Source organism: Planococcus sp. SSTMD024 (assembly GCF_041320495.1).
Lineage (GTDB): Bacteria > Bacillota > Bacilli > Bacillales_A > Planococcaceae > Planococcus.
In genome coordinates this window covers 73,089-97,151 of the sequence record NZ_JBGGNS010000022.1, presented here as the reverse complement: position 1 = coordinate 97,151, position 24,063 = coordinate 73,089, and the positions used below count along the sequence as shown (strand labels likewise).

23 protein-coding genes and 2 riboswitches are annotated in these 24,063 nt (G+C 50.5%); of the genes, 3 read left to right on the top strand and 20 right to left on the bottom strand.

Annotated features, from left to right (window positions below):
• Nucleotides 1-69 precede the first annotated feature (69 nt).
• Complete coding sequence (locus AB9R92_RS09305) at nucleotides 70-996, top strand: iron-hydroxamate ABC transporter substrate-binding protein (RefSeq protein ID WP_370669183.1); 927 nt, start codon at nucleotides 70-72, stop codon at nucleotides 994-996.
• Between the two features lie 69 nt (nucleotides 997-1,065).
• On the opposite strand, the gene AB9R92_RS09300 is transcribed toward AB9R92_RS09305, so the two are convergent.
• From AB9R92_RS09300 to AB9R92_RS09255, 10 genes are all read right to left on the bottom strand, one after another.
• On the bottom strand, nucleotides 1,066-1,236 hold the full coding sequence (locus AB9R92_RS09300) for a Fe3+ hydroxamate ABC transporter substrate-binding protein (RefSeq protein ID WP_370669182.1): 171 nt from the start codon (nucleotides 1,234-1,236) through the stop codon (nucleotides 1,066-1,068).
• A gap of 23 nt (nucleotides 1,237-1,259) precedes the next feature.
• Nucleotides 1,260-1,814 (bottom strand): hypothetical protein, encoded by a 555-nt coding sequence (locus AB9R92_RS09295; RefSeq protein ID WP_370669181.1) that lies wholly within the window; start codon nucleotides 1,812-1,814, stop codon nucleotides 1,260-1,262.
• A gap of 168 nt (nucleotides 1,815-1,982) precedes the next feature.
• Nucleotides 1,983-3,062 carry a M42 family metallopeptidase gene (locus tag AB9R92_RS09290; protein WP_370669180.1) on the bottom strand — a complete coding sequence of 360 codons (1,080 nt, stop codon included), beginning with the start codon at nucleotides 3,060-3,062 and terminating at the stop codon, nucleotides 1,983-1,985.
• A 20-nt stretch (nucleotides 3,063-3,082) separates the two neighbouring features.
• A complete protein-coding gene (locus tag AB9R92_RS09285) occupies nucleotides 3,083-4,711 on the bottom strand; it encodes an ABC transporter substrate-binding protein (RefSeq protein ID WP_370669179.1) in 1,629 nt (542 codons plus the stop codon).
• A gap of 193 nt (nucleotides 4,712-4,904) precedes the next feature.
• A complete protein-coding gene (locus tag AB9R92_RS09280) occupies nucleotides 4,905-5,399 on the bottom strand; it encodes an LURP-one-related/scramblase family protein (protein ID WP_370669178.1) in 495 nt (164 codons plus the stop codon).
• An 85-nt stretch (nucleotides 5,400-5,484) separates the two neighbouring features.
• Nucleotides 5,485-6,051, bottom strand: a complete 567-nt coding sequence (locus AB9R92_RS09275) for a DUF4256 domain-containing protein (RefSeq protein WP_370669177.1) — start codon at nucleotides 6,049-6,051, stop codon at nucleotides 5,485-5,487.
• A gap of 193 nt (nucleotides 6,052-6,244) precedes the next feature.
• On the bottom strand, nucleotides 6,245-6,679 hold the full coding sequence (locus tag AB9R92_RS09270) for a GNAT family N-acetyltransferase (protein ID WP_370669176.1): 435 nt from the start codon (nucleotides 6,677-6,679) through the stop codon (nucleotides 6,245-6,247).
• A gap of 75 nt (nucleotides 6,680-6,754) precedes the next feature.
• Complete coding sequence (locus AB9R92_RS09265; protein ID WP_370669175.1) at nucleotides 6,755-7,435, bottom strand: hypothetical protein; 681 nt, start codon at nucleotides 7,433-7,435, stop codon at nucleotides 6,755-6,757.
• A 207-nt stretch (nucleotides 7,436-7,642) separates the two neighbouring features.
• Nucleotides 7,643-9,892 (bottom strand): catalase/peroxidase HPI, encoded by a 2,250-nt coding sequence (gene katG, locus AB9R92_RS09260; protein WP_370669174.1) that lies wholly within the window; start codon nucleotides 9,890-9,892, stop codon nucleotides 7,643-7,645.
• A 228-nt stretch (nucleotides 9,893-10,120) separates the two neighbouring features.
• The gene (locus AB9R92_RS09255) at nucleotides 10,121-10,762 is read right to left on the bottom strand and encodes a Yip1 family protein (protein WP_370669173.1); all 642 of its coding nucleotides are present in this window, start codon (nucleotides 10,760-10,762) and stop codon (nucleotides 10,121-10,123) included.
• Between the two features lie 158 nt (nucleotides 10,763-10,920).
• Here AB9R92_RS09255 and AB9R92_RS09250 point away from each other — a divergent pair, with 158 nt between their 5' ends.
• Nucleotides 10,921-11,493 carry a YdeI/OmpD-associated family protein gene (locus AB9R92_RS09250; RefSeq protein ID WP_370669172.1) on the top strand — a complete coding sequence of 191 codons (573 nt, stop codon included), beginning with the start codon at nucleotides 10,921-10,923 and terminating at the stop codon, nucleotides 11,491-11,493.
• 140 nt (nucleotides 11,494-11,633) lie between these two features.
• On the opposite strand, the gene AB9R92_RS09245 is transcribed toward AB9R92_RS09250, so the two are convergent.
• The 10 genes from AB9R92_RS09245 to AB9R92_RS09200 all read right to left on the bottom strand — a co-directional run bounded on the left by AB9R92_RS09245 (nucleotide 11,634) and on the right by AB9R92_RS09200 (nucleotide 22,094).
• Entirely contained in the window at nucleotides 11,634-12,650 is a 1,017-nt protein-coding gene (locus AB9R92_RS09245; protein WP_370669171.1) for an ABC transporter ATP-binding protein, read from the bottom strand.
• Complete coding sequence (locus tag AB9R92_RS09240; RefSeq protein ID WP_370669170.1) at nucleotides 12,647-13,654, bottom strand: ABC transporter ATP-binding protein; 1,008 nt, start codon at nucleotides 13,652-13,654, stop codon at nucleotides 12,647-12,649. The genes AB9R92_RS09245 and AB9R92_RS09240 overlap by 4 nt, the downstream gene beginning before the upstream one ends.
• Before the next feature lie 13 nt (nucleotides 13,655-13,667).
• Nucleotides 13,668-14,498: an ABC transporter permease gene (locus AB9R92_RS09235; RefSeq protein ID WP_370669169.1), complete on the bottom strand. Its 831-nt coding sequence runs from the start codon at nucleotides 14,496-14,498 to the stop codon at nucleotides 13,668-13,670.
• A 23-nt stretch (nucleotides 14,499-14,521) separates the two neighbouring features.
• A complete protein-coding gene (locus AB9R92_RS09230; RefSeq protein WP_370669168.1) occupies nucleotides 14,522-15,466 on the bottom strand; it encodes an ABC transporter permease in 945 nt (314 codons plus the stop codon).
• Nucleotides 15,467-15,558: 92 nt separating this feature from the next.
• The gene (locus tag AB9R92_RS09225) at nucleotides 15,559-17,139 is read right to left on the bottom strand and encodes an ABC transporter substrate-binding protein (RefSeq protein ID WP_370669167.1); all 1,581 of its coding nucleotides are present in this window, start codon (nucleotides 17,137-17,139) and stop codon (nucleotides 15,559-15,561) included.
• Between the two features lie 555 nt (nucleotides 17,140-17,694).
• A riboswitch (SAM riboswitch) is annotated at nucleotides 17,695-17,797 on the bottom strand.
• A gap of 94 nt (nucleotides 17,798-17,891) precedes the next feature.
• On the bottom strand, nucleotides 17,892-18,659 hold the full coding sequence (locus tag AB9R92_RS09220; protein WP_370669166.1) for an alpha/beta hydrolase: 768 nt from the start codon (nucleotides 18,657-18,659) through the stop codon (nucleotides 17,892-17,894).
• A gap of 147 nt (nucleotides 18,660-18,806) precedes the next feature.
• Entirely contained in the window at nucleotides 18,807-19,760 is a 954-nt protein-coding gene (gene mmuM, locus AB9R92_RS09215) for a homocysteine S-methyltransferase (protein WP_370669165.1), read from the bottom strand.
• 43 nt (nucleotides 19,761-19,803) lie between these two features.
• A complete protein-coding gene (locus AB9R92_RS09210) occupies nucleotides 19,804-20,541 on the bottom strand; it encodes an amino acid ABC transporter ATP-binding protein (RefSeq protein ID WP_370669164.1) in 738 nt (245 codons plus the stop codon).
• Complete coding sequence (locus AB9R92_RS09205) at nucleotides 20,541-21,260, bottom strand: amino acid ABC transporter permease (protein ID WP_370669163.1); 720 nt, start codon at nucleotides 21,258-21,260, stop codon at nucleotides 20,541-20,543. The genes AB9R92_RS09210 and AB9R92_RS09205 overlap by 1 nt, the downstream gene beginning before the upstream one ends.
• Nucleotides 21,261-21,281: 21 nt before the next feature.
• Nucleotides 21,282-22,094: a transporter substrate-binding domain-containing protein gene (locus tag AB9R92_RS09200; RefSeq protein ID WP_370669162.1), complete on the bottom strand. Its 813-nt coding sequence runs from the start codon at nucleotides 22,092-22,094 to the stop codon at nucleotides 21,282-21,284.
• A 123-nt stretch (nucleotides 22,095-22,217) separates the two neighbouring features.
• Nucleotides 22,218-22,323, bottom strand: a riboswitch (SAM riboswitch).
• 206 nt (nucleotides 22,324-22,529) lie between these two features.
• On the opposite strand from AB9R92_RS09200, the gene solA reads away from it, so the two are divergent.
• Nucleotides 22,530-23,669, top strand: coding sequence for an N-methyl-L-tryptophan oxidase (gene solA, locus AB9R92_RS09195; protein ID WP_370669161.1), 1,140 nt, complete (start codon nucleotides 22,530-22,532; stop codon nucleotides 23,667-23,669).
• Nucleotides 23,670-24,063 lie beyond the last annotated feature (394 nt).

The window sequence follows — 24,063 nt, the reverse complement described above, 5'->3', positions numbered from 1 at the left end:
GAAACAAGAATCTAATTGAAAATGATTATCATTATTGATTGATCGTTCTCGAAAAAGGAGAAGAAGAACTTGAAAAAATCAGGATTATTGTTCATGCTTTTACTGCTATTGGCTGTACTTGCAGCTTGCGGCTCTGCCGAATCGTCTGAAGAGACAGGCGCTGCAGAACAAGACGCAGCGGCGGAAACATTTACATACGAATCGGAAACAGGTGCTGTCGAAGTGCCGACAGACCCTCAGCGCATCATCGCCTTGACAAACGGGCCGAATGTGTTGGCGCTTGAAGGCAATATCGTCGGCATTGACGAATGGACCAATGCCAACCCGCTTTTTGAAGATATGCTGTCCGGTGTCGAAATCGTCACGGAAGACAATCTGGAAAAAATCATCGAATTGGACCCGGACCTCATCATCGCAGGCACCCATATGAAAAATCTCGACAAGATGAGCGAAATCGCACCGACCGTTGCCTTTACGTGGGGCAAACTCGACTATTTGGAGCAGCAAGTCGAAATCGGCAAATTGCTCAATAAAGAACAAGAAGCGACAGATTGGGTCGCTGATTTCCAAAGCCGCGCACAAGCTGCCGGTGAAGAAATCCGTGCCAAAATTGGCGAAGACGCTACTGTTTCAGTCATCGAAAGCGGCAATAAGGAATTCTATGTATTTGGCGACAATTACGCACGCGGCACCGAGATCCTCTATCAGGAAATGGGCTTGAACATGCCGGAAAAAGTCGAGGAATTGGCTCTTGAAGCGGGCGTTCACACCTTCTCGCTCGAAGTATTGCCTGACTTTGCAGGGGATTATGTCGTACTCAGCAAAAATCCGGATGTCGACAACTCATTCATTGAAACCGATGTGTGGAACAATATCCCTGCCGTAAGTGAAGAGCACGTCATTGAAATCAATACGAAAGCTTCGACGTATAGCGACCCGATCACCCTGGATCATCTGCTTGGCATCTTTGAAGAAGGATTCCTTGCCGAAAGTTAAGCCATTTGAAAGCCCCCGTCCGAACGGCCTTCCACTACCCCCCGGAAGCCGTTCGGACGGGGGCTTTCGTTATTTTTTGCTTTTGGCGCACACATCGCACGTAAACTGGGCCTCCGTTTTTAAATACGCTTTGATTTCCGTGAACCCTTTGCGCTTCGGGTAGCGCATCTGGATATGCACCGGTTCGCCGCCTTCGATTTCCTTGCCGCACACTTGGCATTTCGGTGGTTCACTGAACATGATCATCCCTCCCCCCTCGATCGTTATTGTTTTAAGCGCTCCGATAAGCCTTGGTCGTCCGTATAAGTGAACTTGCCGATCTTGCCTTCTTGAGCGGTCGAAAATAACACGACGCCTCCCACTTCAGCATGCTGCTCTTTTCCGCCTTTTTTCTGAAACGCGACTTCTGCTGTAAATAAATAGCGGTTCGCCACCGTCTCGCTCAGCTCGATGTCTACGTCTTCCAAACGCAGCTCATACCCGTAAATATCAGCCAATCCTGGAAAGTAAGTGCCGAATACCCGCATGAACTGATCCAATTCACTGTCGGTGAAGTAAGCTCCGTATTTATCGTCCACTTGCTGCTCAAATGCCTCATTCACTTCGACGCCGTCCACGATTTGTTTGTTCGCGGGATTCCACATCGTCTCCAGAAACTCTTCGTCCGGCCCGTTGAATTGCAGCTCCAATACCCGCTCGATTGTCTCCATTTTCGGATCGTCCGCTTCCGCCGCCATACATCCGCCTATAGTGAACAAAGCCGCGAGCACGGCCAAAACCGCCAGTGCCAGCTTCCATTTGCTTGCTCCTTTCCGCATTCCGACCATCTCCTTTGTTTATAATACGAATTAACTAGAGGTAAGTTTCAATTTTCTGGAATTTAAGGAAACCCCGCTTGAAAAGCGTAAATCCTCACAAAGAAAAAACGCCTTTCTCCTCGCTTCCCCCATTGGGTTCGCAAGCAAAAAAGCGTTTTGGGAATCTTATTAGGTATCCAAGAAAGTTTTTCCGTTTAATTCATTCGACGACAAAATAAAGTGTTTCACCAAATCCACGGTATGCTCCAAATCCTTCAAATCCACAATTTCAATCGGCGTATGCGTATAACGGGACGGAATCGAGACGACACCGGATGAGACGCCTTTATAAGTCATGTGGATCACCCCGGCATCTGTGCCGATGCCCATAAAGATTTCCTGTTGATACGGAATCGCTTGATTGGCGGCCACTTTCTCCAATAGCCCCGTTACCAAAGGGTGCGAAATCAGGGATTTATCCGTAATCTTGATGCACGGTCCGCCGCCCAGTTTTCGGGTTCCGGTCATAAGCACGTCATTTGTGTCGCTCGTCGGCGTCGTATCGATTGCCAAAGCGAAATCCGGCTGCAGGTTCGCGCTCAACACCGATGCGCCGCGAAGCCCGACCTCTTCCTGTACAGTGAAAGCGAAATGGATATCGCCATGCTTCAAACCGGCTTGTTGATGAAATTGCTCGATCAACTCCAGCAATACGGCACAGCCCGCCCGGTCATCCAAGGCTTTTCCGACGACGCGGTTTTGCCTGGCATCGCCGATCAGCTTCAATTCGCTTCCGTAACTCACCGGCTGGCCGACCCTGACGCCCATTTGCGCGACTTCTTCAGGCGAAGCCGCCCCGATATCGATGTACAGTTCCCGGTGCGAAGCGATGCGCTTCGGGTCGTCCCATTTCACGTAATGGACAGCGAGCGTCCCGATGACTCCCTGGATATAGCCATCATCGCCTTTGATCGTCACCGGCTGGGCCAGCAAGGTGCGGTTGTCGAAGCCACCGAGCTGTTCGAAGCGCAGCGTGCCATTCGCTTCGACCTTTTTCACGATAAAGCCGATCTCATCCGAATGCGCGGCAAGCAGAATCGACGGCAAGGAAGCATCCGTCGCCGGAATGGTCGCGATGATGTTGCCGAGCGGGTCCACCTCACACTTCGCCACTTTATTTTCTATTTCAGTCTTGATATAGCGTTGTACATCTTGTTCGAAGCCGCTTGGCCCCACCAATCCACATAACTCCTTCAATACTTTATACAAAACGGTTCAACTCCAGCTGCTTAGTTTGATAAATATACATCGGTCATTAAATCATTGCTCATTGGATGCGGATTGTAATCTTCCACGTAATCGCTCTGTGCCAACGGCGGCGTCGTATAAGCGAGCATCACCCACGGGGCGTCTTCCTGGAACAATTGCTGGGCTTCCTGGTACAGCTCCGTCCGCTTGTCCGGGTCGATCGTTTCACGCGCTTCCGTAATCAATGACGTGAATTCGTCGCTCTTATAGAATGCGATGTTTTGTGCAGGCACTTCGGCGTTCGTTTTGCTCAGGTTCGGGTAGAGAAAATTGTCCGGGTCGGCCATGACCCCAGTCCAGCCGTACATCGCCATGCTGTGCTTGCCGCTCTTCGTGTCTTCCAAATAAGTCGCCCATTCAGACGATACGATTTCTGCCGTGATGCCGATTTCTGCCAAGTCCGATTGGATCGCTTCCGCAATTTTCATCGGTTCCGGCAAATAAGGGCGGGGATTGCTCATTGTGTGCAATTCCGTTGTAAAGCCGTCTTCATAGCCGGCTTCCGCCAATAGCTTCTTCGCTTCTTCTACATTGTAATCGTATTTTTCCAGTGACTCGTCATGGCTCCAGAGAGACGGCGGCAGCGGGCTTGTTGCCGGGTCTGCCAGTCCGTTATAAAAGGCATCGACGATTTCTTCTTTATTGATCGCCATATTGATGGCCTTGCGCACCAAAGGATCATCAAATGGCTCTTTTTCCATATTGAACGCCATATAACCGATATTGAAACTTGGGCGTTTGATCAACTCAATGCCGTCCGTGTCTTCCGCAATCGTCGTATCGCTCGCGTTCATCCCGTCCACAATGTCGATTTCCCCTGTCTGCAAGGCATTCAAGCGTGCAGAGTTTTCGGGAATGACTTGATAAATGACTTGGTCGAGATAAGGCTTTCCGTCCATCCAATACTCTTCGTTTTTGGACAGCGTGATGGTGTTGTTGCGGTTCCATTCCTCGAATTTGAACGGCCCTGTGCCGACCGGGTTCTCTCCGATGCCCGCCCCGTGCTGTTCAATCGCTGCAGGGCTGGCAATCCCGAACATGGAAATCGCCAAATAGCTGAGGAACGGCGCCGTTTTCCGCTTCAACACGATTTCCAGTTCGTAATCATCTGTCGCTGTCACCGATTCGATCAAGTGGTTTTCGTCTCCTTTAAACCCGCCGTACAAGAACGGATAATAAGGAAAATCCCCTTCGTGGTACGGGTTTTCAGGGTCCATCCAACGCTCGAAGTTAAAGACGACGGCGTCTGCGTTAAAATCGGTGCCGTCATGGAACTTCACGCCTTCTCGCAGCTGAAATGTCCAAGTCAGGCCATCTTCGCTTGAGTTGTATTCCGTCGCCAGTTTCGGCTGAAGCTCCAAATTATGGTCGTATTCCAGAAGTGTTTCGTATATATTGTGCGTGACCCGGATCGATTCGCCGTCTGTCACATTGATCGGGTCCAGGCTGACCGAATCGGCGCCGCGCCCATAAACCAAGGTCCCGCCGCTTTTCTCGTCTTCAGAGGCAGCACCGCCCTCATTTTCCGTGTTGTCGCTCGAACATCCAGCCAAAACGACGATCCCGAATGCGATGAAAAAATAAAATAATTGACGAACTTTCTTTTCCAACCGGCTTCCGCCTCCTTTTCGCTCTCTTTCTCTAGCACAGTAAAGTTTTAGAGAAAGGAAGATAGCTCCAAGTATAAAGTTATTGGAATTAATTTTCAAATCTATTTTTTCAGAATCTTATTCACTTCCATAAAAAACACCCACTTATGCAGTGAGTGTTTCAGGTTATTTTAGGTTTATCCGCATTGCTTTCTTATCCACCAGCAGAAGCAGCTGCAGCTTGATCGGCTTTTACGCAATCGATTGCAACGACGAGTGAAATGATGAGATGCTCTTTCGTTTCATCCAAGATGTCTACTTGATACGTGTCTCCCCAGCTGAGCCATTGCTTGCTTACTGAGCCGATAACTTGTCCGTGCTGAAGGATGTCAAAATTCATTTCCCACCAATTCCCTTGCACATCGATGCCTTCCGCTTCAATGGCGTAGCGAGGCTTTAGAAAAGTGAACTCTTTCTTGATCATGACCGCTTCCTGCCCGTCCACTTCTACGAAGAAAGTCGGCAAGAAACTAAAGGTCTTTTTCGTGATCACGCCGATTTCCTGATTTCCTGCGTCCAGAATTGAAAAGGTCTTCGGGATTTTCAAAAAACTGCCTTCCACAAAATACTGATCCTGTTCTTGTTCGTCTTTCACCGTGAACTTCTCGCTCAAGCTGAACACTTTTTGTTTGATATAAAATTGCCTCATACTAACTCCCTTTCTGGTTATTGCTGTTTTGATGCCCTTCACTGTGAAGTCGTTCTTTTCGTTCCACGTGGAACATCTTTACTGCTTATACTTTCAAGATCCCCCTGAACCCCCTTGCGGCGTAATAGGAATCCGCGCCGTTATGGTAAACAAAAACCTGCCCGTACCTGCAATCGCCAAAAATCGCCCCGCCTCGCTCCCGAATTTCCTGCGGGGTCTCGAGCCAACTTGAAGTCTTCAAATCAAACTCCCCCAAGGTCTGAAGCATCCTGTACTGGTCTTCTGTCAATAATTCAATGCCGATCTCCTTTGCCTTATCCACTGCCGAGCTTTCGGGCTTGTTCTTTTTACGCGATTCAAGCGCCGCCCGGTCATAACAAAGGCTTCTGCGTCCTGCAGGGCTTTCCTTCGAGCAATCGCAAAACAAGAACATGCCGGTTTCCGCTTCATAGCCAATGACATCCGGTTCGCCGCCTGTTTCCTCCATCCGTTGCAAAATCACCAAGCTCTTCTGATTTTCGTTCAGCTTTAACAGGATATTGTCCCACCCCATCTTTTCGTGGCGTTGCTCGTTTTGTTCAAAGCGCTTTTTCAAGGTTTCGAGCAACTCGTCCCGTTGGCTTTTAGTCAATTGTTCTTCAGAATTTTCCATTTCTCTCCGCCTCCACTTCTTACTCACTGCAGATACTCTTGTATATGAAGTTGGCTATTTGGCTTTGATTTCCTTTATTTACGGACAGCTTTTGGAAAAGATTCATTTGCCAGATGCCACTCCAGCCGTTTCCAGCCTTTCTCCTTTTCACAACAAAACTCCCGCTGCATCAAAAGACGCAGCGGGAGTTTTTTCAATAAGTCAGTTTGTAGACGATTTCCCCTTCGATGATGCGGCCGTCTGCCATAAAGCCCAGCTGTTCGTATAATTTCTTTGCCCCTTTATTGGCCGGCTCAAAACTCAAGTAAATCATGTGATGTTCACGGTCTTGTTGAAGCTCGGCGATGAGCCGTTTCATCACCAACTTTCCGTAGCCTTTTGATTGATGCTTTTCATCGATCATCAAGCGATAAATCCAATATTCCTGGTCATCCTGGTCCAGGCAATACATAGTGAACCCGACGAGTTCATCGTCGTGGTAAACGGCTGAACAGACACATTCCGGGTACGCTTTTGCCTGTGCCAAGGAATAGACATTCGGCGCCACAAATGACTTTTGGTGTTCTGCCACTTTCAAGCCGATTACATCGGCAAAATTATGGCGGTCGACTTCTTTAAAATGGATCATCCACATTCCTCGCTTGCTGTTCAGGGTGCGTGCAGTATCGCCCTTACTTGAACACTTGGGCATTGGCTTCAGCCATTATTTGTTCCTTATTATAACTATATCGACCACCGGGCCGTCTTCCGTTTCAGCAGAATACGTGATTTTGTAATTCTCGACGTAATGGATATTGAGATAGTACTGTGTTTCCGACCGGTCGTACCCTACCTCTCCTTTTGCCCCAAGAATCTCATCGACTTCTTCAAACGTCATGCCGACGCGGGTATCGAAGACCGAGACGTCAGGATTGCCGACGAGAAAACCTTTAGCAATATTGTCGTCATCCAGGAAATAACCGTCTTTTTCTTTAAACATGACGAGCCGGCTCCCGAGGAAGTAATCGTCATAAGTCGGTTCTCCGTAATGGGCAATCAAATCGGCCAGCGGCGTGCCAAGCGGTAGCGGCATGGTGATGCCCCGCTGGTCTTCAGGCACCGCTTGCCCCTCTTCATCACTAGCAGCAGTCTCCGCCTCTTGTGCATTTTCTTCTGTCTCTTGCGTTTCCTCTTCTTCTGTTACTTTAGTTTCTTCTGCTTCTTCTTCCGGTTGTTCCGTTTCTCCGGACCCACCCGATGCCGTCGTTGTTTCAACATCCGCTTGTTCACTTTCTGCTGGCTGTTCAGCGATGGTATCTGCCGTTCCACACCCTGCTATCAATAAGGCCGAACCGAGAATTCCAACACTCAAACTTCTTTTATAAAAGCTTTTTCTTTTTGGCAATCTAACTCTCTCCTTACCGTTTTTGATCTGAATCCAGTGGCTGCAACGCATCTGGGGTCGATAAAACGTACTCTTGGATGATGGCTCTTATTCCAGTTTATCACTAAATACAACAAGAAATTACATTTTTCTGAATTCTCTTATTTCCAGTTGATGTGAGTCCACAAAAAAACCGGCCAGCTAAATGCTGGCCAGTCAGTATCTTGTTTATTTCTGCAGATCGTAACGATCGGCATTCATCACCTTGTTCCATGCTTTGATGAAGTCATGGACGAATTTTTCTTTGTTGTCGTCTTGTGCGTAGACTTCGGAAATCGCACGCAAGATGGAGTTCGAGCCGAATACGAGGTCGATGCGCGTTGCAGTGCCAGCGGATTCGCCAGTTGCACGGTTTTTGCCTTCGTATTTATTGAACTCGACCGGTGCCCATTCGATGTCCATATCCAATAGCTTCGTGAAGAAGTCGTTGGTCAAGACGCCAACCTTATCAGTGAAGACGCCTGCTGTAGAACCTTCGTGGTTTGCGCCAAGTGCGCGCATGCCGCCGACAAGAACGGTCATTTCCGGAGCTGTCAGGCCAAGCAATTGCGCTTTATCCAACAGCATTTCTTCCGGGCTTGTTGCATATTCTTTCTTATGGTAGTTTCTGAAACCGTCAGATAGCGGCTCAAGCACTTTAAAGCTTTCAGCATCGGTTTGCTCTTCAAGCGCGTCTCCGCGGCCTTGCGTGAATGGCACTTCGATATCAAAACCGGCTGCTTTGACCGCTTGTTCGATCGCTGCGTTGCCGCCGAGGACGATCAAGTCGGCGATGCTCACTTTATCGCCTGTTTCTGCTTTCAAATGCTCATAGAAGTAAAGCACTTTTTCCAACTCTTCCGGTTCGTTGGCATCCCAGCTGCGCTGTGGTGCAAAGCGGATGCGCGCACCGTTTGCGCCGCCGCGCTTGTCAGAACCGCGGAATGTGCTGGCAGAAGCCCAAGCTGCTTTGACGAGCTGCTGCGGGTTGACGCCGCTTTCCAGGATTTTCGCTTTCAGTTCAGCCACTTCTTTGTCTTTCAAGGTTCCTGGCGCTGCCGGTACCGGGTCTTGCCAGATCAACTCTTCTGCTGGCACTTCTGGTCCCCAGTAGCGGACTTTCGGGCCCATGTCACGGTGAAGAAGCTTGAACCATGCACGCGCGAACGCATCTTGGAATTCATCCATGTTTTCGTAGAAACGGCGGGAAATTTTTTCGTATTCCGGATCTACGCGAAGCGCCATATCGGCAGTTGTCATCATCGTTTTCACTTTGATGGACGAATCTTCTGCGTCTGGTGCCATTTGTTCTTCAGAGAGGTCTACTGCTGTCCATTGGTAAGCGCCGGCAGGAGATTTCGTCAATTCCCACTCATAGCCTAACAATTGCTCGTAATAGCCATTGTCCCATTGGGTCGGGTGAGCAGTCCATGCGCCTTCGATACCGCTTGAAATCGTGTCGCGGCCTTTTCCAGAGCCGTATGAACTCTTCCAGCCAAGCCCCATGTTTTCCATGACTGCCGCTTCCGGATCGTCGCTTACGTTGGAAGGGTCTCCAGCGCCGTGCGCTTTACCGAATGTGTGGCCGCCTGCGATCAAGGCAACGGTTTCTTCGTCGTTCATGCCCATGCGCGCGAACGTCTCACGGATATCCACTGCACTGGCAAGCGGATCCGGTTTGCCATTCGGGCCTTCCGGGTTCACGTAGATCAAGCCCATTTGAACGGCAGCGAGCGGGTTTTCCAGTTCGCGGTCGCCGGAATAGCGGTTATCCGCGAGCCATTCTTTTTCATTGCCCCAATAGACGTCTTCTTCAGGCGCCCAGATATCTTCACGGCCTGCACCGAATCCGAAAGTTTTGAAGCCCATCGATTCGAGTGCCACGTTGCCTGTCAAGACGAGCAAGTCAGCCCAAGAGATTTTGTTTCCGTATTTTTTCTTGATCGGCCAAAGCAAACGGCGCGCTTTGTCCAAGTTGACGTTATCCGGCCAGCTGTTAAGCGGCGCGAAACGCTGGTTGCCGGTAGAACCGCCTCCACGGCCATCCGTTGTACGGTAAGTACCTGCCGCATGCCAAGACATGCGGATGAACAATCCGCCGTAATGGCCATAATCCGCTGGCCACCATTCCTGGCTATTGGTCATCAAATCGCTAAGGTCTTGTTTCAATGCATCGTAATCCAATTTCTCGAATTCCGCTTGATAATCAAATTCTATCCCCAGAGGGTTCGATTTCGTGTCATGCTGATGCAGAATATTGACATTCAACATATTCGGCCACCAGTCTTTATTTTGCGTTTTGCCTGGCTTGTTCGAAGTCGTGATGGCGCTGTCTTGGTGTCCGCCCGTTTGGCTAGTCGGCTGTTGCCCGCCGGCGCCCGTAAATGGGCATTGTGCATCGGATGCAGCTGTATGACGCTTTTGTTCGTTGTTATCCATCTTGTAAAAACCTCCTAATTGATAATGAAAAAGGTAACCTTCTACCAGCACGCGTGTTGCCGGGCCTTGCTAATTGCATATAATGATTCTTACATTAGAATTATACTAAACTAGAGGCCGGGTGAACAGCAATATGAACGAAAATAAGGGCAAATCTTTTCTGCATGGTTCAACACAGAAAGAGTTGCCCGAATTTCTTCCTATTAATATATTTTAATTTTCTTCACTTCAGAAAAACTCCCTGAAGAATGAAGCGAACAACACAAAGACGATAATCAAAACGATGATCGTGATGACGATCCCCGGCAGCACGACGATAAAAAACCCTTTCCAGGACGACACCCGGTGCGCTTCGCCTACCGCCTTGCAAACGATAATGAATGTCCAGATGGAAACGACCGCCATGACGATGGACATGATGACGACAATCGGGTTGCCTTCCACGTCGGTCCGGTCAGCCAGGAACGTTTCGGGTGAGGCCAGCACCCAGATGATCAGCAGCGGCAACAGCCAAATTTGCGGAATTTGGGCAGTGACCAGCGCCTTGAACATTTCCTGATACGTCGCCGTCCCTTTAAACAATCGGCCGACGAACACCAGAACTGCAGCACCCAGGAAATAGCCGAAAGCGCTGCCGATCGGCCCGGTGACCAATGCCTGCAGTATGGCGGCCCATGGCGGCATATCGGAGCTGCGTTCGTTCATCATTCCGATCAAACCGGAAGCAAAGCCCGTGAGGACAATCAGCAGTATAATGAACTTGAATGATTTTTGTTCAATGACGAAACGGACGGTTTCACGCGTGCGCAGCCAGATGTCAGTAAATGGATTCAACCCGCGCTCATTTCTGATTCGTTCTTCCCTTACCATGATTCTTCCTCCTTTCTATGTGATGATTGCAATGGAACAAAAGACTATCCCCTATGTTTCTGCATATCTTTTGAATACCCTTTTCCATTTTGGTGAAAGGAAGAAAATTACGGCCGAAATGATAAGCGAACAGCTAATTGAGAAAGGAGTGGTGCCGGATGGAAATCGATCATTTGCTTCGCGCAAGCTCTAGGCAGGAATTGAGGGAATGGCTGGAAGAACACGCATCTTCCGCGAAATGTTGCTGGGTGCTGATCAGGACCAAAGAACGGCCGGAAGGAATCCCTTATTTGGATGCGGTGGAAGAAGCCTTATGCTTTGGCTGGATTGACGGCATCACGAAAAAGACAGCCGATAATCGATTGGCCCAGCGGTTTTCACCGCGCCGGAAAAAGAGCAATTGGACCGAACTGAACAAAGAACGTGTCAGAAGGCTGGAGAAACTGGGCTTGATGACTGAACAAGGGCGCCGCGTCCTCCCTGATATGCGGCTGGAGTCTTTTGCGATCGACGAAGAAATTGAATCCACTTTAAGACAAGACCCGCAAGTCTATGAAAACTTCTTAACCTTCCCCGAACTGTACCGCCGGATCCGGATCGATAATATCCAAGGCTATAAAAGCTATGACCGCGAAATATTCGATAAACGGCTGAAGAAATTCATTGAGAACACACGCGCCAACAACATGTACGGGCAATGGCATGACAACGGGCGCTTATTGGATGACTGAAAAGCTTGTCGCAAGTTTCCACCTTTGTTAAGTAGATATTTCTACCTTTGTTAGGTAGAACTTTGCGAGGAACGCTAGCATCTCCATCGAAAAAAAGGCATCTTTCCCGCGCATTTGCGCTGGGAAAGATGCCTTTTCTTCTATACATATAACGGATCTTTCGCCGCATCAGCCGGCTGTGTTTCAATAAGCGGATAAAAACAGGCAACTTCCTGGCCCGAGAGCCCTCTCGGTTCGAGCGCCGGCACTTCATTTTTGCAGCGTTCGGTGGCCATAGGGCATCTCGTATGGAATACGCAGCCGCTTGGCGGGTTCGCCGGCGACGGCAGCTCGCCTTTCAGCACGATGCGTTCCCTGCCGCGTTCGAGCAGCGGATCGGGTACCGGCACGGCCGACAGCAAGGATTGTGTATACGGATGCTGCACTTTCGTATGGAATGCGCCCCGTTCCGATTTCTCCATCATTTTCCCTAAATACATGACCGCCACGCGGTCGGCCAAATGATTGATGACGGACAAATCATGCGCGATGAAAACATAGGTCAAGCCCAATTGCTTCTGCAGGTCCTGAAGCAAATTAATGACTTGGGCCTGCACCGATACATCCAGCGCACTGACCGGCTCATCGCAAATCAGCAGTTCCGGTTCCAGTGCCAGGGCGCGCGCTATGCCGACACGTTGCCGCTGGCCGCCTGAAAATTCATGCGGCAGTTTATCGTAATGCGTATCCGGATTCAATCCGACCAGTTCGAGCAATTCCTTGACCCTCGTTTCCAGCCGCTCGGTTTTTTTATAGGCTTTTAACGGCGCCGCTATACTGTCCCCGATCTTCATGCGCGGATTCAAACTGGTATAGGGATCCTGGAAAACCATCTGGACATTGCGCCGCATGTCATGAAGTTCTTTGGCGCTGGCTTCTGCGTAATCTTTTCCGTGGAACAGGATTTCGCCCGCTGTCGGTTGCTGCAGGCCGACAATGCTTCTCGCGAGTGTGCTTTTCCCGCAGCCCGATTCGCCGACGATGCCGAGTGTCTCGCCTTTTTGGACTTGGAGGTCGATGCCGTTAAGCGCTTTGACGTAGCTTTTGTCGCGCTGCCACAAGCCTTTTTTGACAGGGAAATGGACATGCAGCCCTTTGATATCCAATAATGCGCTCATGTTGCCAACACCCCTTCCAATTGCTTTTTCTGTTGTTCGAATTCGTGGCGTGACAGAATGCACGCTGCCGAATGATTGCCTTCGCGCTGTTCGAGCGGCGGATCAACTTGCCGGCATGCCTCCTGTGCGAACGGGCATCTCGGTTCGAACGCGCATCCCGCCGGCCGGTCGATCAAACTCGGCGGCTGCCCATCGATCGGGATGAGCCGCTCCGGCCCGCCTTCCCGGATGACCGGAATCGAACGCAATAGCGACCACGTGTACGGCATCGACGTTCTATAGAAGATATCTTCAGCACTTCCCGATTCGACGATTTTCCCGGCATACATGACCAGGATGCGGTCGGCCAAATGGGCCACGACGCCGAGATCGTGGGTGATGACGAGAATGGCCGTGCCGTATTTTTCCTGGATGCCCTTCAGCAAATCCAAAACTTGCGCCTGTATCGTGACATCGAGTGCCGTTGTCGGCTCATCGGCAATCAATAATTTCGGGTTGGAAGCAAGCGCCATGGCGATCAAGACACGCTGGCGCATGCCACCTGAAAATTGGTGGGGATAGCTGTTCATGCGCGCTTTGGCATCGGCAATGCCGACGTCTTCCAATAACTCAATCGCTTTTTGACGCGCTTGTTGTTTCGGCCGCTTTTGATGCGCTTGAATGGCTTCGATCAATTGCTTGCCGATTTTGGATACGGGATTCAAACTCGACATTGGATCTTGAAAAACCATCGCGATGTCGTTGCCCCTCAGTTTTCTCAGTTCCGTCTTGCCCATTTCCAATACCGGCTGGCCTTCAAAATGAATCGTGCCTTGCGGATACAGTGCAGACGGTTCCGGGTTGAGCTTCATCAAGGAATGGGCGAGCACGCTTTTGCCGCTCCCCGACTCCCCGACGATGCCGATGGTCTCTCCTTTTTGGATGGAGAAAGACACGCCGTCGACCGCTTTCACGAGGCCGCCCGGTGTATCGAGATGAACATGAAGATTTTCTACTTGCAGCATTCGAATACCTCCTTTAGGCAAGCTTCGTTTTGCGCTTGCGTTTCGCTTGGTGTGGATTAAAACTGTCTCTCAGCCCATCGCCGAGCAAGTTCAAAGCCAGAACGGTGATGACGATCGCAAGGCCCGGGAAAATGGAATACCAAGGCGCGATGGTCACATAAATCTGTGCTTCCTGCAGCATATTGCCCCAGGTCGGCGTTGACGGGTTGACCCCCACGCCGAGAAAGCTGAGCGCCGCTTCCGCTAAAATCGCTTTCGCGAAAATGAAGGTGCTTTGGACAATGACCGGTGACAGGATATTCGGCAATATGTATTTAAAGATAATCACCGCATGGCTCGCTCCGGTCGTCTGGGCCGCTTCGATATAGGATTGGTTTTTCACTTGCAGCGTCGCCGATCGGACGACTCTCGCCATGACCGGGAAAAATGCCAGCGTCAAAGCGATGATGATATTGGTGATGCTGCCGCCAAGTGCCGCGACCAGCGCCAGCGCAAGGATGAGCGCCGGAAACGCCAAAAAGCCGTCGATGATTCGCATCAGCACAAAATCCACTTTGCGGAAATAGCCGGAGATCAAGCCGATCGCTGTACCGATCACCGTCGACAGCACCGCAACGATGACGCCGACAGACAAAGACACTCGGGCGGCGACAACGGTCCGCGAGAAAATGTCGCGCCCGAAATCATCCGTGCCGAACCAATGTGCCGCTGAAGGGCCGGTCAATCGCTGCTCCGGAGAAATCGCGGCCGGTGAGAAAGGCAGCCAGGAACTGGCGGTGATCGCCGCAAGCGCGACGATCAATAGCATGGCCAGCGCCAGCAAATTCGTTTTCTTAGTAAACATCGGTTTCGTCTCCTTCCAAATGGTCAATCATAACGGATCCGCGGATCGAGAAATGTGTACAGCAGATCCACCAATAAATTGACGAACACATAAATGCCGGCGATGAACAGCACAATGCCCTGGACGACCGGGTAATCGCGGCGGTGGATGGAATCGACCAAGAGCTGGCCGATGCCCGGGATCGTGAACAAAGTCTCGATGATGACTGTGCCCCCTAATAAGCCGGCTACCGTAGCGCCGAGCACCGTCGTCGTCGGAATCAAGGCATTGACGAACACGTGGCGCATCAACACCTCTCGTTCCTTGACGCCTTTCGCGCGCGCTGTTTTGATATAGTCCTGATTGACCGAATCGAGCATGCTATCGCGCAGCATCCGTGCGATGATGCCTACTTCAACAATGGCCAGCACAAACGATGGCAAGAGGATATGGTGTAGCCATGCATCCACTCCTTCCGCAAACGGCACATAGCCGGCCACCGGAAAGATCGGCAGCGCGACGCCGAAGCCGAGCACCAATAATGTCGCGAGCCAAAATTCCGGGACGGATACGCCGAACAAGGACACCGATGTGAAGATCGGATCCAAGACGGTTTTGCGTAACGCGACAATGAGGATGGCCACCGGAATGGCAATGACGAGCAAGATCACCGTCGACAGCGCCATCAGGCTGAAAGTCGGCCCGAAATTCTCAGCGATCAGCGAGGTCACCGATTGCGAAGAATAAACCGAGGTTCCGAGATCCCCCGTGATGACTTGCGAAAACCAATTGAAAAATTGGACATATAGCGCCTGGTCCAAGCCCAGTTCGCGCTCCAAATCAGCAATTGCTTCCGGTGAACTGTCCTCCCCTAAAATGAGGAACGCCGGATTGCCGGGCGTCAGATGAACGATCATAAAGACGATGACGCTGACGACCAGCATGACGGGAATCACCGACAACAGCCGGCGAATCGTATAGTTCAGCATTGCCTATTCCCCCTTTTCCACAAAAGGAAGAAAATCGCCAGCATCGTTCCTGACGATTTTCTTCTCTTAGTTATTTATTTGATGGCTAATCGTTAATTGGTTTTATACGTATTCCAGAAGCGCGGGCCGTACCATTCGCTATAATCGTTTAGGTCGGTCGTGCGCGCATTCAAGTTCGAGATGTTCGTCACTTTTTCAAACGGCAATTCTTCGTAGAGCGTTTCGTTCAAGCCGGCGAGGATCTTTTGCCGCTCTTCCTCGGATTCCGCTTGTGCCCACTGGGCGATTTGCTCCTGCCAGTTCTCGCTGTTGTACCAGCCGCTGCTGTTCGAATCCTGGCTCAACATGCCTGCCTGGTTCGGCGAGAAGAACGGGGACCATCCGACGACCACTAGATCCCAATTGGAAGCCTCTCCCCATTTCTCAAGGTATGTTGCCCATTCATAGGATTCCAACTCGACTGCAAAGCCGGCAGCTTCAAGCTGCTGTTCAGCGATCTCGGCGATTTTCTTATAGTCGTTGGAATCGCTTGAGAAGATGATTTTGATCGGCTCGCCGTCGTAGCTGCTTTCTGCCAATAAGCGTTTCGCTTCATCCACATCGTAGGACAGGAAGCCGTCCGTGTTTTCTTCGGAATACAGGGCGGTTTGGTTCGGCGTGAACAAAGCGCCGTCCAATTCGTAAAATTCCTCGTTGCCGTATGTCGCTTTGGCAATCGCTTCTTTATCGAGTGCCGCGTTCAGTGCCTGACGTACTTGCAAGTCATCGAAAGGCGCTTCCGATTTATCCGGCGTCAACACCGTATAGCCGTTAGTAGCGGTGCCTGCTTCGATATTCGGCGTGCTGTCGATCACTTCGTACAAATCGAGCGGCACTTCATCGCCGAAATCGTAAAGTCCGGTTTTCAAGCCATTGACCACCACTTGAGGGTCTTTGACGATCTTGAAATGAACCGAATCCACATAGGCTTTTTTCTCTCCCGTCAAACCGCTTGTCTCCTCGGTTCTGGATGCGTAGTCGTCGTATTTGGCAAGGACGATCTCATCGCCGCGCTTCCACGAATCAAACTGGAAAGGCCCGGTGCCGATGTACTGGTCATGGTCAAGCGGCTTTTCGCCGGCTGCTTCCGCGATTGCTTTCGGCAAGACGACTGCAGCCGATTTCGGGGCCGCCAAGTCAGAAAGCAAAGAACTGTAGGCTTTGTTCAATTGAATGGTCAATTGCGAGCCGTCTGCTTCCACGGACTCGACATGGTCATTGGTGATCTTGCCGACAGATGATACTTTCAACCAACGTTCAATGGACGCTTTGGCATCTTCCGCCGTTACCGGTTCCCCGTTATGGAACGTCACGCCTTCGCGCAACGCGATGGTGTAAGTCTTTCCGTCTTCGCTCACTTCATAATCTTCCGCAAGCAATGGCACTGCTTCAAAATCCTGATTCAAGGCAAACAAGCCTTCATAAATATGCCAGCCGATTTTACGTGCGGCACTTTCTCCCGTATACATCCAGTCGAGCGTGTTCGGATCTGCGCCGATCGCCACGTTCAACTCTCCGCCTTCTACAGGTTCTGAACCTGCCCCTGAATCTGATGGGCTTGCTTCACTGCCGGAACAGCCGGCCAATCCGATAAGTGCAATTAACGTGATAACTAAAAAGATGATATTCTTCACGATGTTCCTCCTTATGATTGAAAAAAGTGGTGATGTTCTTCACAGCGATGATTTGTTCATGATTCGCAATAATTAAAGAGACGATTAACATTTGTACATTTAAAAAAATCAATGGCCTCTCTAAGTATTTGGAGAAGCGTTCGCTCGACTCCTGCGGGAAAAGCGGGTTTGAGAGACCCCGCAAGCGGCGGTAGCCGATGAGGAGGCTCGATTCCCGCCCGCGGAAAGCGAGCGATAAGCTTCGGAAAATACGACTTCCTAACTTTCTCAATAAGCTGTTCTTACTTCTCTAAATTATGTATACAGCTTTCGATAAGCTTATCCGAGCTCCCAGATCTTCAGGGACGCATCGATATGCCGATGCGGCAAGCCCGCCTTTCCGCTCAAGCTCCAGTGGCCTTTCGAAAACCATTTGGCCAGCTCCCATCTCCCCACTGACAGCACCTCCTTTTCTGAAAACAATTTATCTTACCTGTTTACTTGGTTTTAACGTAATAAAAAAACCCCTTCTTCTTTTCGACAAGAAGAGGAGTAGTTTCATACGTTCGATCGCCTCTCTTATCTCTGTACACGCGGTACAAGGAATTAGCACAGTGCCGCGTTGCGGTCTGCTGCTTTGACGTCTCAGGGCCAGTCCCTCAGTCAATCTCGATAAGATGATTAAATTGTAAAGTTCATGTTACGGCCCTTGATGGGGCTTGTCAACATTATTTTGAATAAATTCAATTTATTTACATAGCATAAAATATGATCTACGCTTGCCGGCTGGCGGGCACGACATGCGCCTGTTCAATCCATTCAATGGATTTGGCGACGATGAAATCCAATTCGTGGTCCATGGAAGCGATGTGATAGGAATTATGGAGTTCGTGCTTGAACGCGTGTTCCGAACCGACCTTGCCGAGAATGAAATCGGTGTTGGCGGGCGGCACGACATGATCTTCAAGCGACTGGAAACACATGACCGGGCAGCGGACTTCGCCGAGTTTTGCGCGGACAGCATCCATATAGCCGAGCAGTTGCTGATACGCTTTGACCGGCGCTTGTCCGTAAGTGATTTCCACCGCATCCTCTTTTTTAATATCAGGCGCATCTTCTGTGACGTAAGCATGGGCCGGGCGACTGCGGTAAGTTTCAAACTGCGGGATGTCGATCGCCGGATTGATCAACGCGATGCCCTGGATTTCAGGATGGCGGCTGGCCAGATCCAAGCTCAAGGTGCCGCCCATCGATTGCCCGATGACAAAGACCGATGTGCATGTTTTTTTGAGTTCGATATAGGCCTGCTCGACACTCCCGAACCAGTGGCCATAAGAAAACTGTTCCAGATCCTTGAAATGGGTGCCATGGCCTGGCAGCCGCGGACAGGAGACTGTATAGCCTTGTGTGCCAAGCGCTTCGCCTAATTCCCTGACGCTTTGCGGCGTGCCGAGAAACCCGTGGCACAATAGGATGCCGGTGCTGCCGCCTTTCAGCAGGAAAGCTTCCGCCCCTTCGATGACAGGATATTGTTCGTTCATGCAACCCCTCCTTCAGCTGTTTCAAAATAAAGAGGCTGACTTGATGCCCCTAATGTGAAGTAGTGCGAAAAAAGCTTATTCACATTAGACTATATTTAAAACCTACTTGTCAACTAGGTTTTAAAACCCAGACAATCAGGCGATGCTTTAAACTTCCGAAGGCTTCCCTTGGCGCGCCCAGGACGCAATCGCTGCAATATCGGCGGGCGTCGTGCTGCAACAGCCGCCGATGATATCAGCTCCTGCTTGATGCCAGGCTTTCGAATTGGCTGAAAATGCCCCAGCCGACGGTTCGTCGCTCCAGGTTTTGCTTACCGGGTCGTAAGTGGCGCCGGAATTCGGATAGACGATGACCGGTTTGGAAGATGCGCTTTTCACTTCCTGGATCAAGGATTCGACAAACTGCGGTGCTGTACAATTAATGCCGACCGCCGCCACTTGCGGCTGTTCCTCGAGCCATTTTGCGCAATCCGCAATCTGCTCCCCGTCGCTGATATGGAACTCATCTTTCGCGCTGAACGTGAACCAAGCAGACACTTGCGGAAATTCTTCCAGCACGCTCACAATCGCTTTCGCTTCCGCAAGGCACGGCAAAGTTTCACACGCCAAAATATCTGCTCCCGCTTCGATCAATACACGAATGCGTTCTCTATGAAATGCGGCCAACTGCTCTTCGCCAATCGCATAGCCGCCGCGGTATTCAGACCCATCCGACAAAAACGCGCCATACGGGCCGACAGATGCCGCCACTAAGGGCTTCGGCCTATCTGATCGATCCTCTGCAGCGTCCCAAAACTCATCGCGCGCTTGCGTTGCCAGCTGGACAGACTTCGCAATCAACGCAATTGCTTGTGATTCTGTCAGCCCTCTTTCCCGGTAGCCTTCAATGGTTGCCTGGTAACTGGCCGTAATGGCACAATCCGCCCCAGCCTGGAAATAATCCACATGCACTTTCTTGATCAACTCCGGGGTTTCCATCAATATTTTCGCTGACCATAAAGAATCATTCAAATTGCATCCATAGTGTTCAAGCTCTGTCGCCATGGCCCCGTCCACAATGAGGACCGGGAACTCGTTCAATATCTGTTCAATCGGGTTCATTCCAAACCATCCTTCCGCTCTCAGTCGTTTCACTTACTTCGCCTCAGCCTTGGACGGCTTTTCCTAAAAATTGTCTCGTTCTTTCAAGGGCGGGCTCGGTGAAAATTTGCTCGGCCGTGCCTTGCTCAATAATGACGCCGTCTTCCATAAAGATGACGCGGTCCGATATTTCCCGCGCAAAACTTAATTCATGGGTCACGATGAACATCGTTTTTCCGGTGTCCGCGACGCGGCGGATGGTGGCCAATACTTCATCGACCAGTTCCGGGTCCAAGGAAGAAGTCGGTTCGTCGAATAACAGCACTTCCGGGTCCAACGCCAAAGCACGGGCGATGCCGACGCGCTGCTGCTGGCCACCGGATAATTGTGCTGGGTAATGGCTCAGTTTGTTCGACAAGCCGACCTGTTCGAGCATCTCGATCCCTTTTTTGTCAGCGGCGTCTTTTTTCATCCGCTTGACGCTCGTCAAACCGACGGAGACATTTTGCAACACAGTCAGATTCTTGAACAGGTTGTATTGCTGGAACACCATGCCCGTTGCAGTCCGGAGCGCGAAGATCTCCTTTTTCTTGGCGGTCTCCGCATCCACACGCTTTCCGCCGATTTCCACAATGCCGCTTGTCGGCTCCTCTAAAAAATTGATGCAGCGCAACAGCGTCGATTTCCCGGAACCGCTTGGCCCGAGGACCGCCACCACTTCGCCTTTTTCGACGGTTAAATCGATGCCTTTCAACACATGCTGGCGGTCATAATATTTATGCAGCTTCTCCAATTTGATCATCAGGCAATCCCTCTTTCATATCTGCGTGCACGCTTCTCAATCTTCACCAATAAGCGCTCGACGGCAATGCATAAGATCCAATAGACGATCGAGACGGCGATATACACTTCAAAGAACGCTAAGCCCCGGGAGCCGAGGATTTTCGCCTGGCCCATAATATCGATGACGCCGATGATGAACACGAGCGAGGTGTCTTTGAGCGTGCTGATGAACATATTGCCGAGGTTCGGGATCGCTACCGTCAAGGCCTGTGGGAAGACGATCTTCAGCATCATCTGCACAGGCGTCATGCCGATTGCTTTGGCCGCTTCGAACTGTCCGCGGTCGACCGATTCGATCGCCGAGCGGATTGTTTCGGACAAGTACGCGCCCAAATTGATGGAAAAAGCCATCAAGGCATAGAATTCCGGGGCGATGCTATTGACGTCCGCCGACTGAAGCCAACCGTATTCGCTCTGTAGAAAATAAATGATTTTCGGAATTCCATAAAACACCAGGTAAATCTGCACCAGTAAGGGCGTCCCCCGGATAAAGGAAATATAGATCGACGTGATGACGCTGAGCACAGGCACTTTGTAGATTTTGATCAATGCCGCAGCCACGCCGATGACCAGACTCAAAAGCAGCGAGCCGACTGCGATGCCGATCGTGACCGGCAGCCTGGAGATGATGGCGGGAAAGCTCTCGATCAAGAAATTCAAGTCCAGTAAATTTTCCATAGTCTCTGTCCTTCCGCTAGCTTATTCAGGGATGTAGTCGCCGCCGGTCCATTTCTCGGACAGTTCGGACAAAGTGCCGTCTTCTTTCAGCTGTTTCAAGATCGGGTCGATCAAGGCTTTCAGCTCTTCGCCTTTTTCTTCGTCTTTCAAGACGATGCCCATATCGTCATTGACCAAGGACTGGCCGACAATCTCCACGCCGAGTTCATTTTTTTCCAGCACCGCGTTCATCATGATCGGGTCATTGACGTACGCGTCGACGCGGCCGTTTTGCACATCCTGCAGAATTTCCGACGGGTTGCCGCTTTCGCTGTATTTCAGTTCGATTGGCTCATCGGCCGTCTCGTTGTATTCCTCAAGCAATAAGGTATAGGAATCCCCCGCCAACGCTCCGACCGCTTTGCCTTCTAAATCTTCAATCGTTTGGATGTCTTCGCGGCCTTCTTTCACCGCGATGACCGTTTCCGCTGCGAAATACGATTCATCGGTGAACAAATACTTTTCTTGGCGTTCCGGCGTTTTCGCCACTTGATCGGCGATGGCCTGGATTTTATTCGACTCGAGCGCAAGGAACATGCTGTCCCACGGCACGGCGACATATTCGAACGTATAGCCGTCCAATTGTTCATCGACGGCTTTCATCATGTCCACGTCATAGCCCGTCAATTGATTTGTGTCATCCGCAAAAGCGAAGGGCGGGTAGTCGTTTTGCGTCCCAACGCGGATCACTTGCTCTCCGTCAGCGTTCGCCGTCTCGGACGATGAACAGCCGGCAAGTGTCCCGGCAAGACCTACTAAACAGGCGGTTGCGACTACATAAGCGTTTCTTTTCATAATTCAAGCTCCTTTTGGTGTGTAATTTTGTGTGATGGGACTGGATTTTTCGCCTGCGTAGAGCGACTGCCCTCATTTGAATGCAAAAAAGCCTCTTTCAATAGGAAAGAGGCTTCGACCAATTTCTTATCTCTCAGAATGAACACATCCTGCAGGAATTAGCACCTCTCATGAACATGATGGTTGCTGGACGTCATAGGGCCTGTCCCTCAGTCTCTCTGGATAAGTTATTTAATTTTTTTAACATATTAACGATAGTATTTGAGATAGTCTCCGCTGTCAAACCCTTTTTGAAAATAAATCAAAATTTCGCATAAAAATTCAGGATGAAATTGACAAAGCCTGCCGCATTGCATACCATCAATTTAATATTTCATTGCTCCCGGGTTTCCAACGGGCGGCATGCATCCAATACAAGAGCGGAGTGAACACAAGATGAGCGAGGAAACTGTTTTTGATGTCGCCATAGTCGGTGCCGGCACGATGGGCATGGCGGCCGGCGCCTTTTTGGCACAGCAAGGCAAGAAGACATTGGTAATCGATGCATTCGATCCGCCCCATGCGAACGGCAGCCATCACGGAGATACCCGGTTGATCCGCCACGCTTACGGGGAAGGCAGGCATTACGTTAGGTTAGTGTTGCGCGCGCAGCAATTATGGGAAGACTTGGAGAAGCAGACCGGCTACAAAGTGTTCGACAAGACCGGCGTCATCGGGCTCGGCCCGGAAGACTCTCCTTTTCTTTTGGAAAGCATTGCAGCCGCCAACAGCTACGGATTGCCGCTCGAAATATTAAGCAGCGGCGCCATCCAGGAAAGATGGCCGGGCTTCACAGTGCCCGAGCATTTCATCGGCTGCTTTGAGGAACAGGCAGGCGTGCTGTACAGTGAAAATGCCATCCGTGCCTATAAGAAACTGGCGCTTGAAAACGGCATCCACTACGTGCCGAACACACCCGTCCAACACATCGATATACAGGATGGGGACCGTGTGAAAATCTCTACCGCACAAGGTATTTTTTATGCTGAAAAAGTGATTGTCACAGCCGGTGCATGGGCGAAGAAGTTGCTGCCGGACCTGCAATTGCCGATCCAGCCAACGCGTAAAGCGGTGGGCTGGTTTGAAGCACCGGAGATGTACAATGCCGATCAATTTCCCGGATTTTTTGTGGAAGGCCCCGAGATGATGTTCTACGGCTTCCCGAGCATCGACGGCGCTGGCTTAAAAGTTGGGCGTTCAGATGGCGGGCAGCCAATCGACCCGGACGAACAAACCCAGAACTTTGGGGAGTATGAATTCGATGAAGGCGACTTAAGAAGATTCCTGGACCTCTATATGCCCGAAGCGAGCGGACAATTGAAACAAGGCAAAACGTGTTTATACACAGTCTCGGACGATCATAACTTCATCATCGACCGCCATCCGGAAAACGAGCGCGTCATTTTCGCCTGCGGTTTTACCGGCCACGGCTTTAAATTCGGCAGCGTCATGGGCGAAGTGTTGAGCCAATTGGCAACAGATGGCCACACCGAATTCGATATTGCCCCCTTCTCACTCAACCGTTTCAAACTATGAGCGAAATGAAAAAGACCCTTTTGCATGTCGAAAAAGTTAAGAAGTCGTATTTTCCGAAGCTTATCGCTCGCTTTCCGTGGGGCGGGAATCGAGCCTCCTCGTCACTTCGTTCCTGCGGGGTCTCTCAAACCCGCTAGTCCCACAGGAGTCGAGCAAACGCTTCTCCAAATACTCAGCTAGCACATTGATTTTTTAATGTAAAAGGAGAGCCTTTTCTATTTGTAGCAATTTGTAGATCTTTTCAACACTTTAAAGAGTCTTCCTCTATTGATAAAGAAGAAACTTCTTAGAAGGTGAAATAAGTCGCACCTTTTCATTCATAACCTGTCTATTTCATTTTCTATTTAATAACTAATGAGATATAAAGGTGAGTGGCAGAAATATTATTTTGACG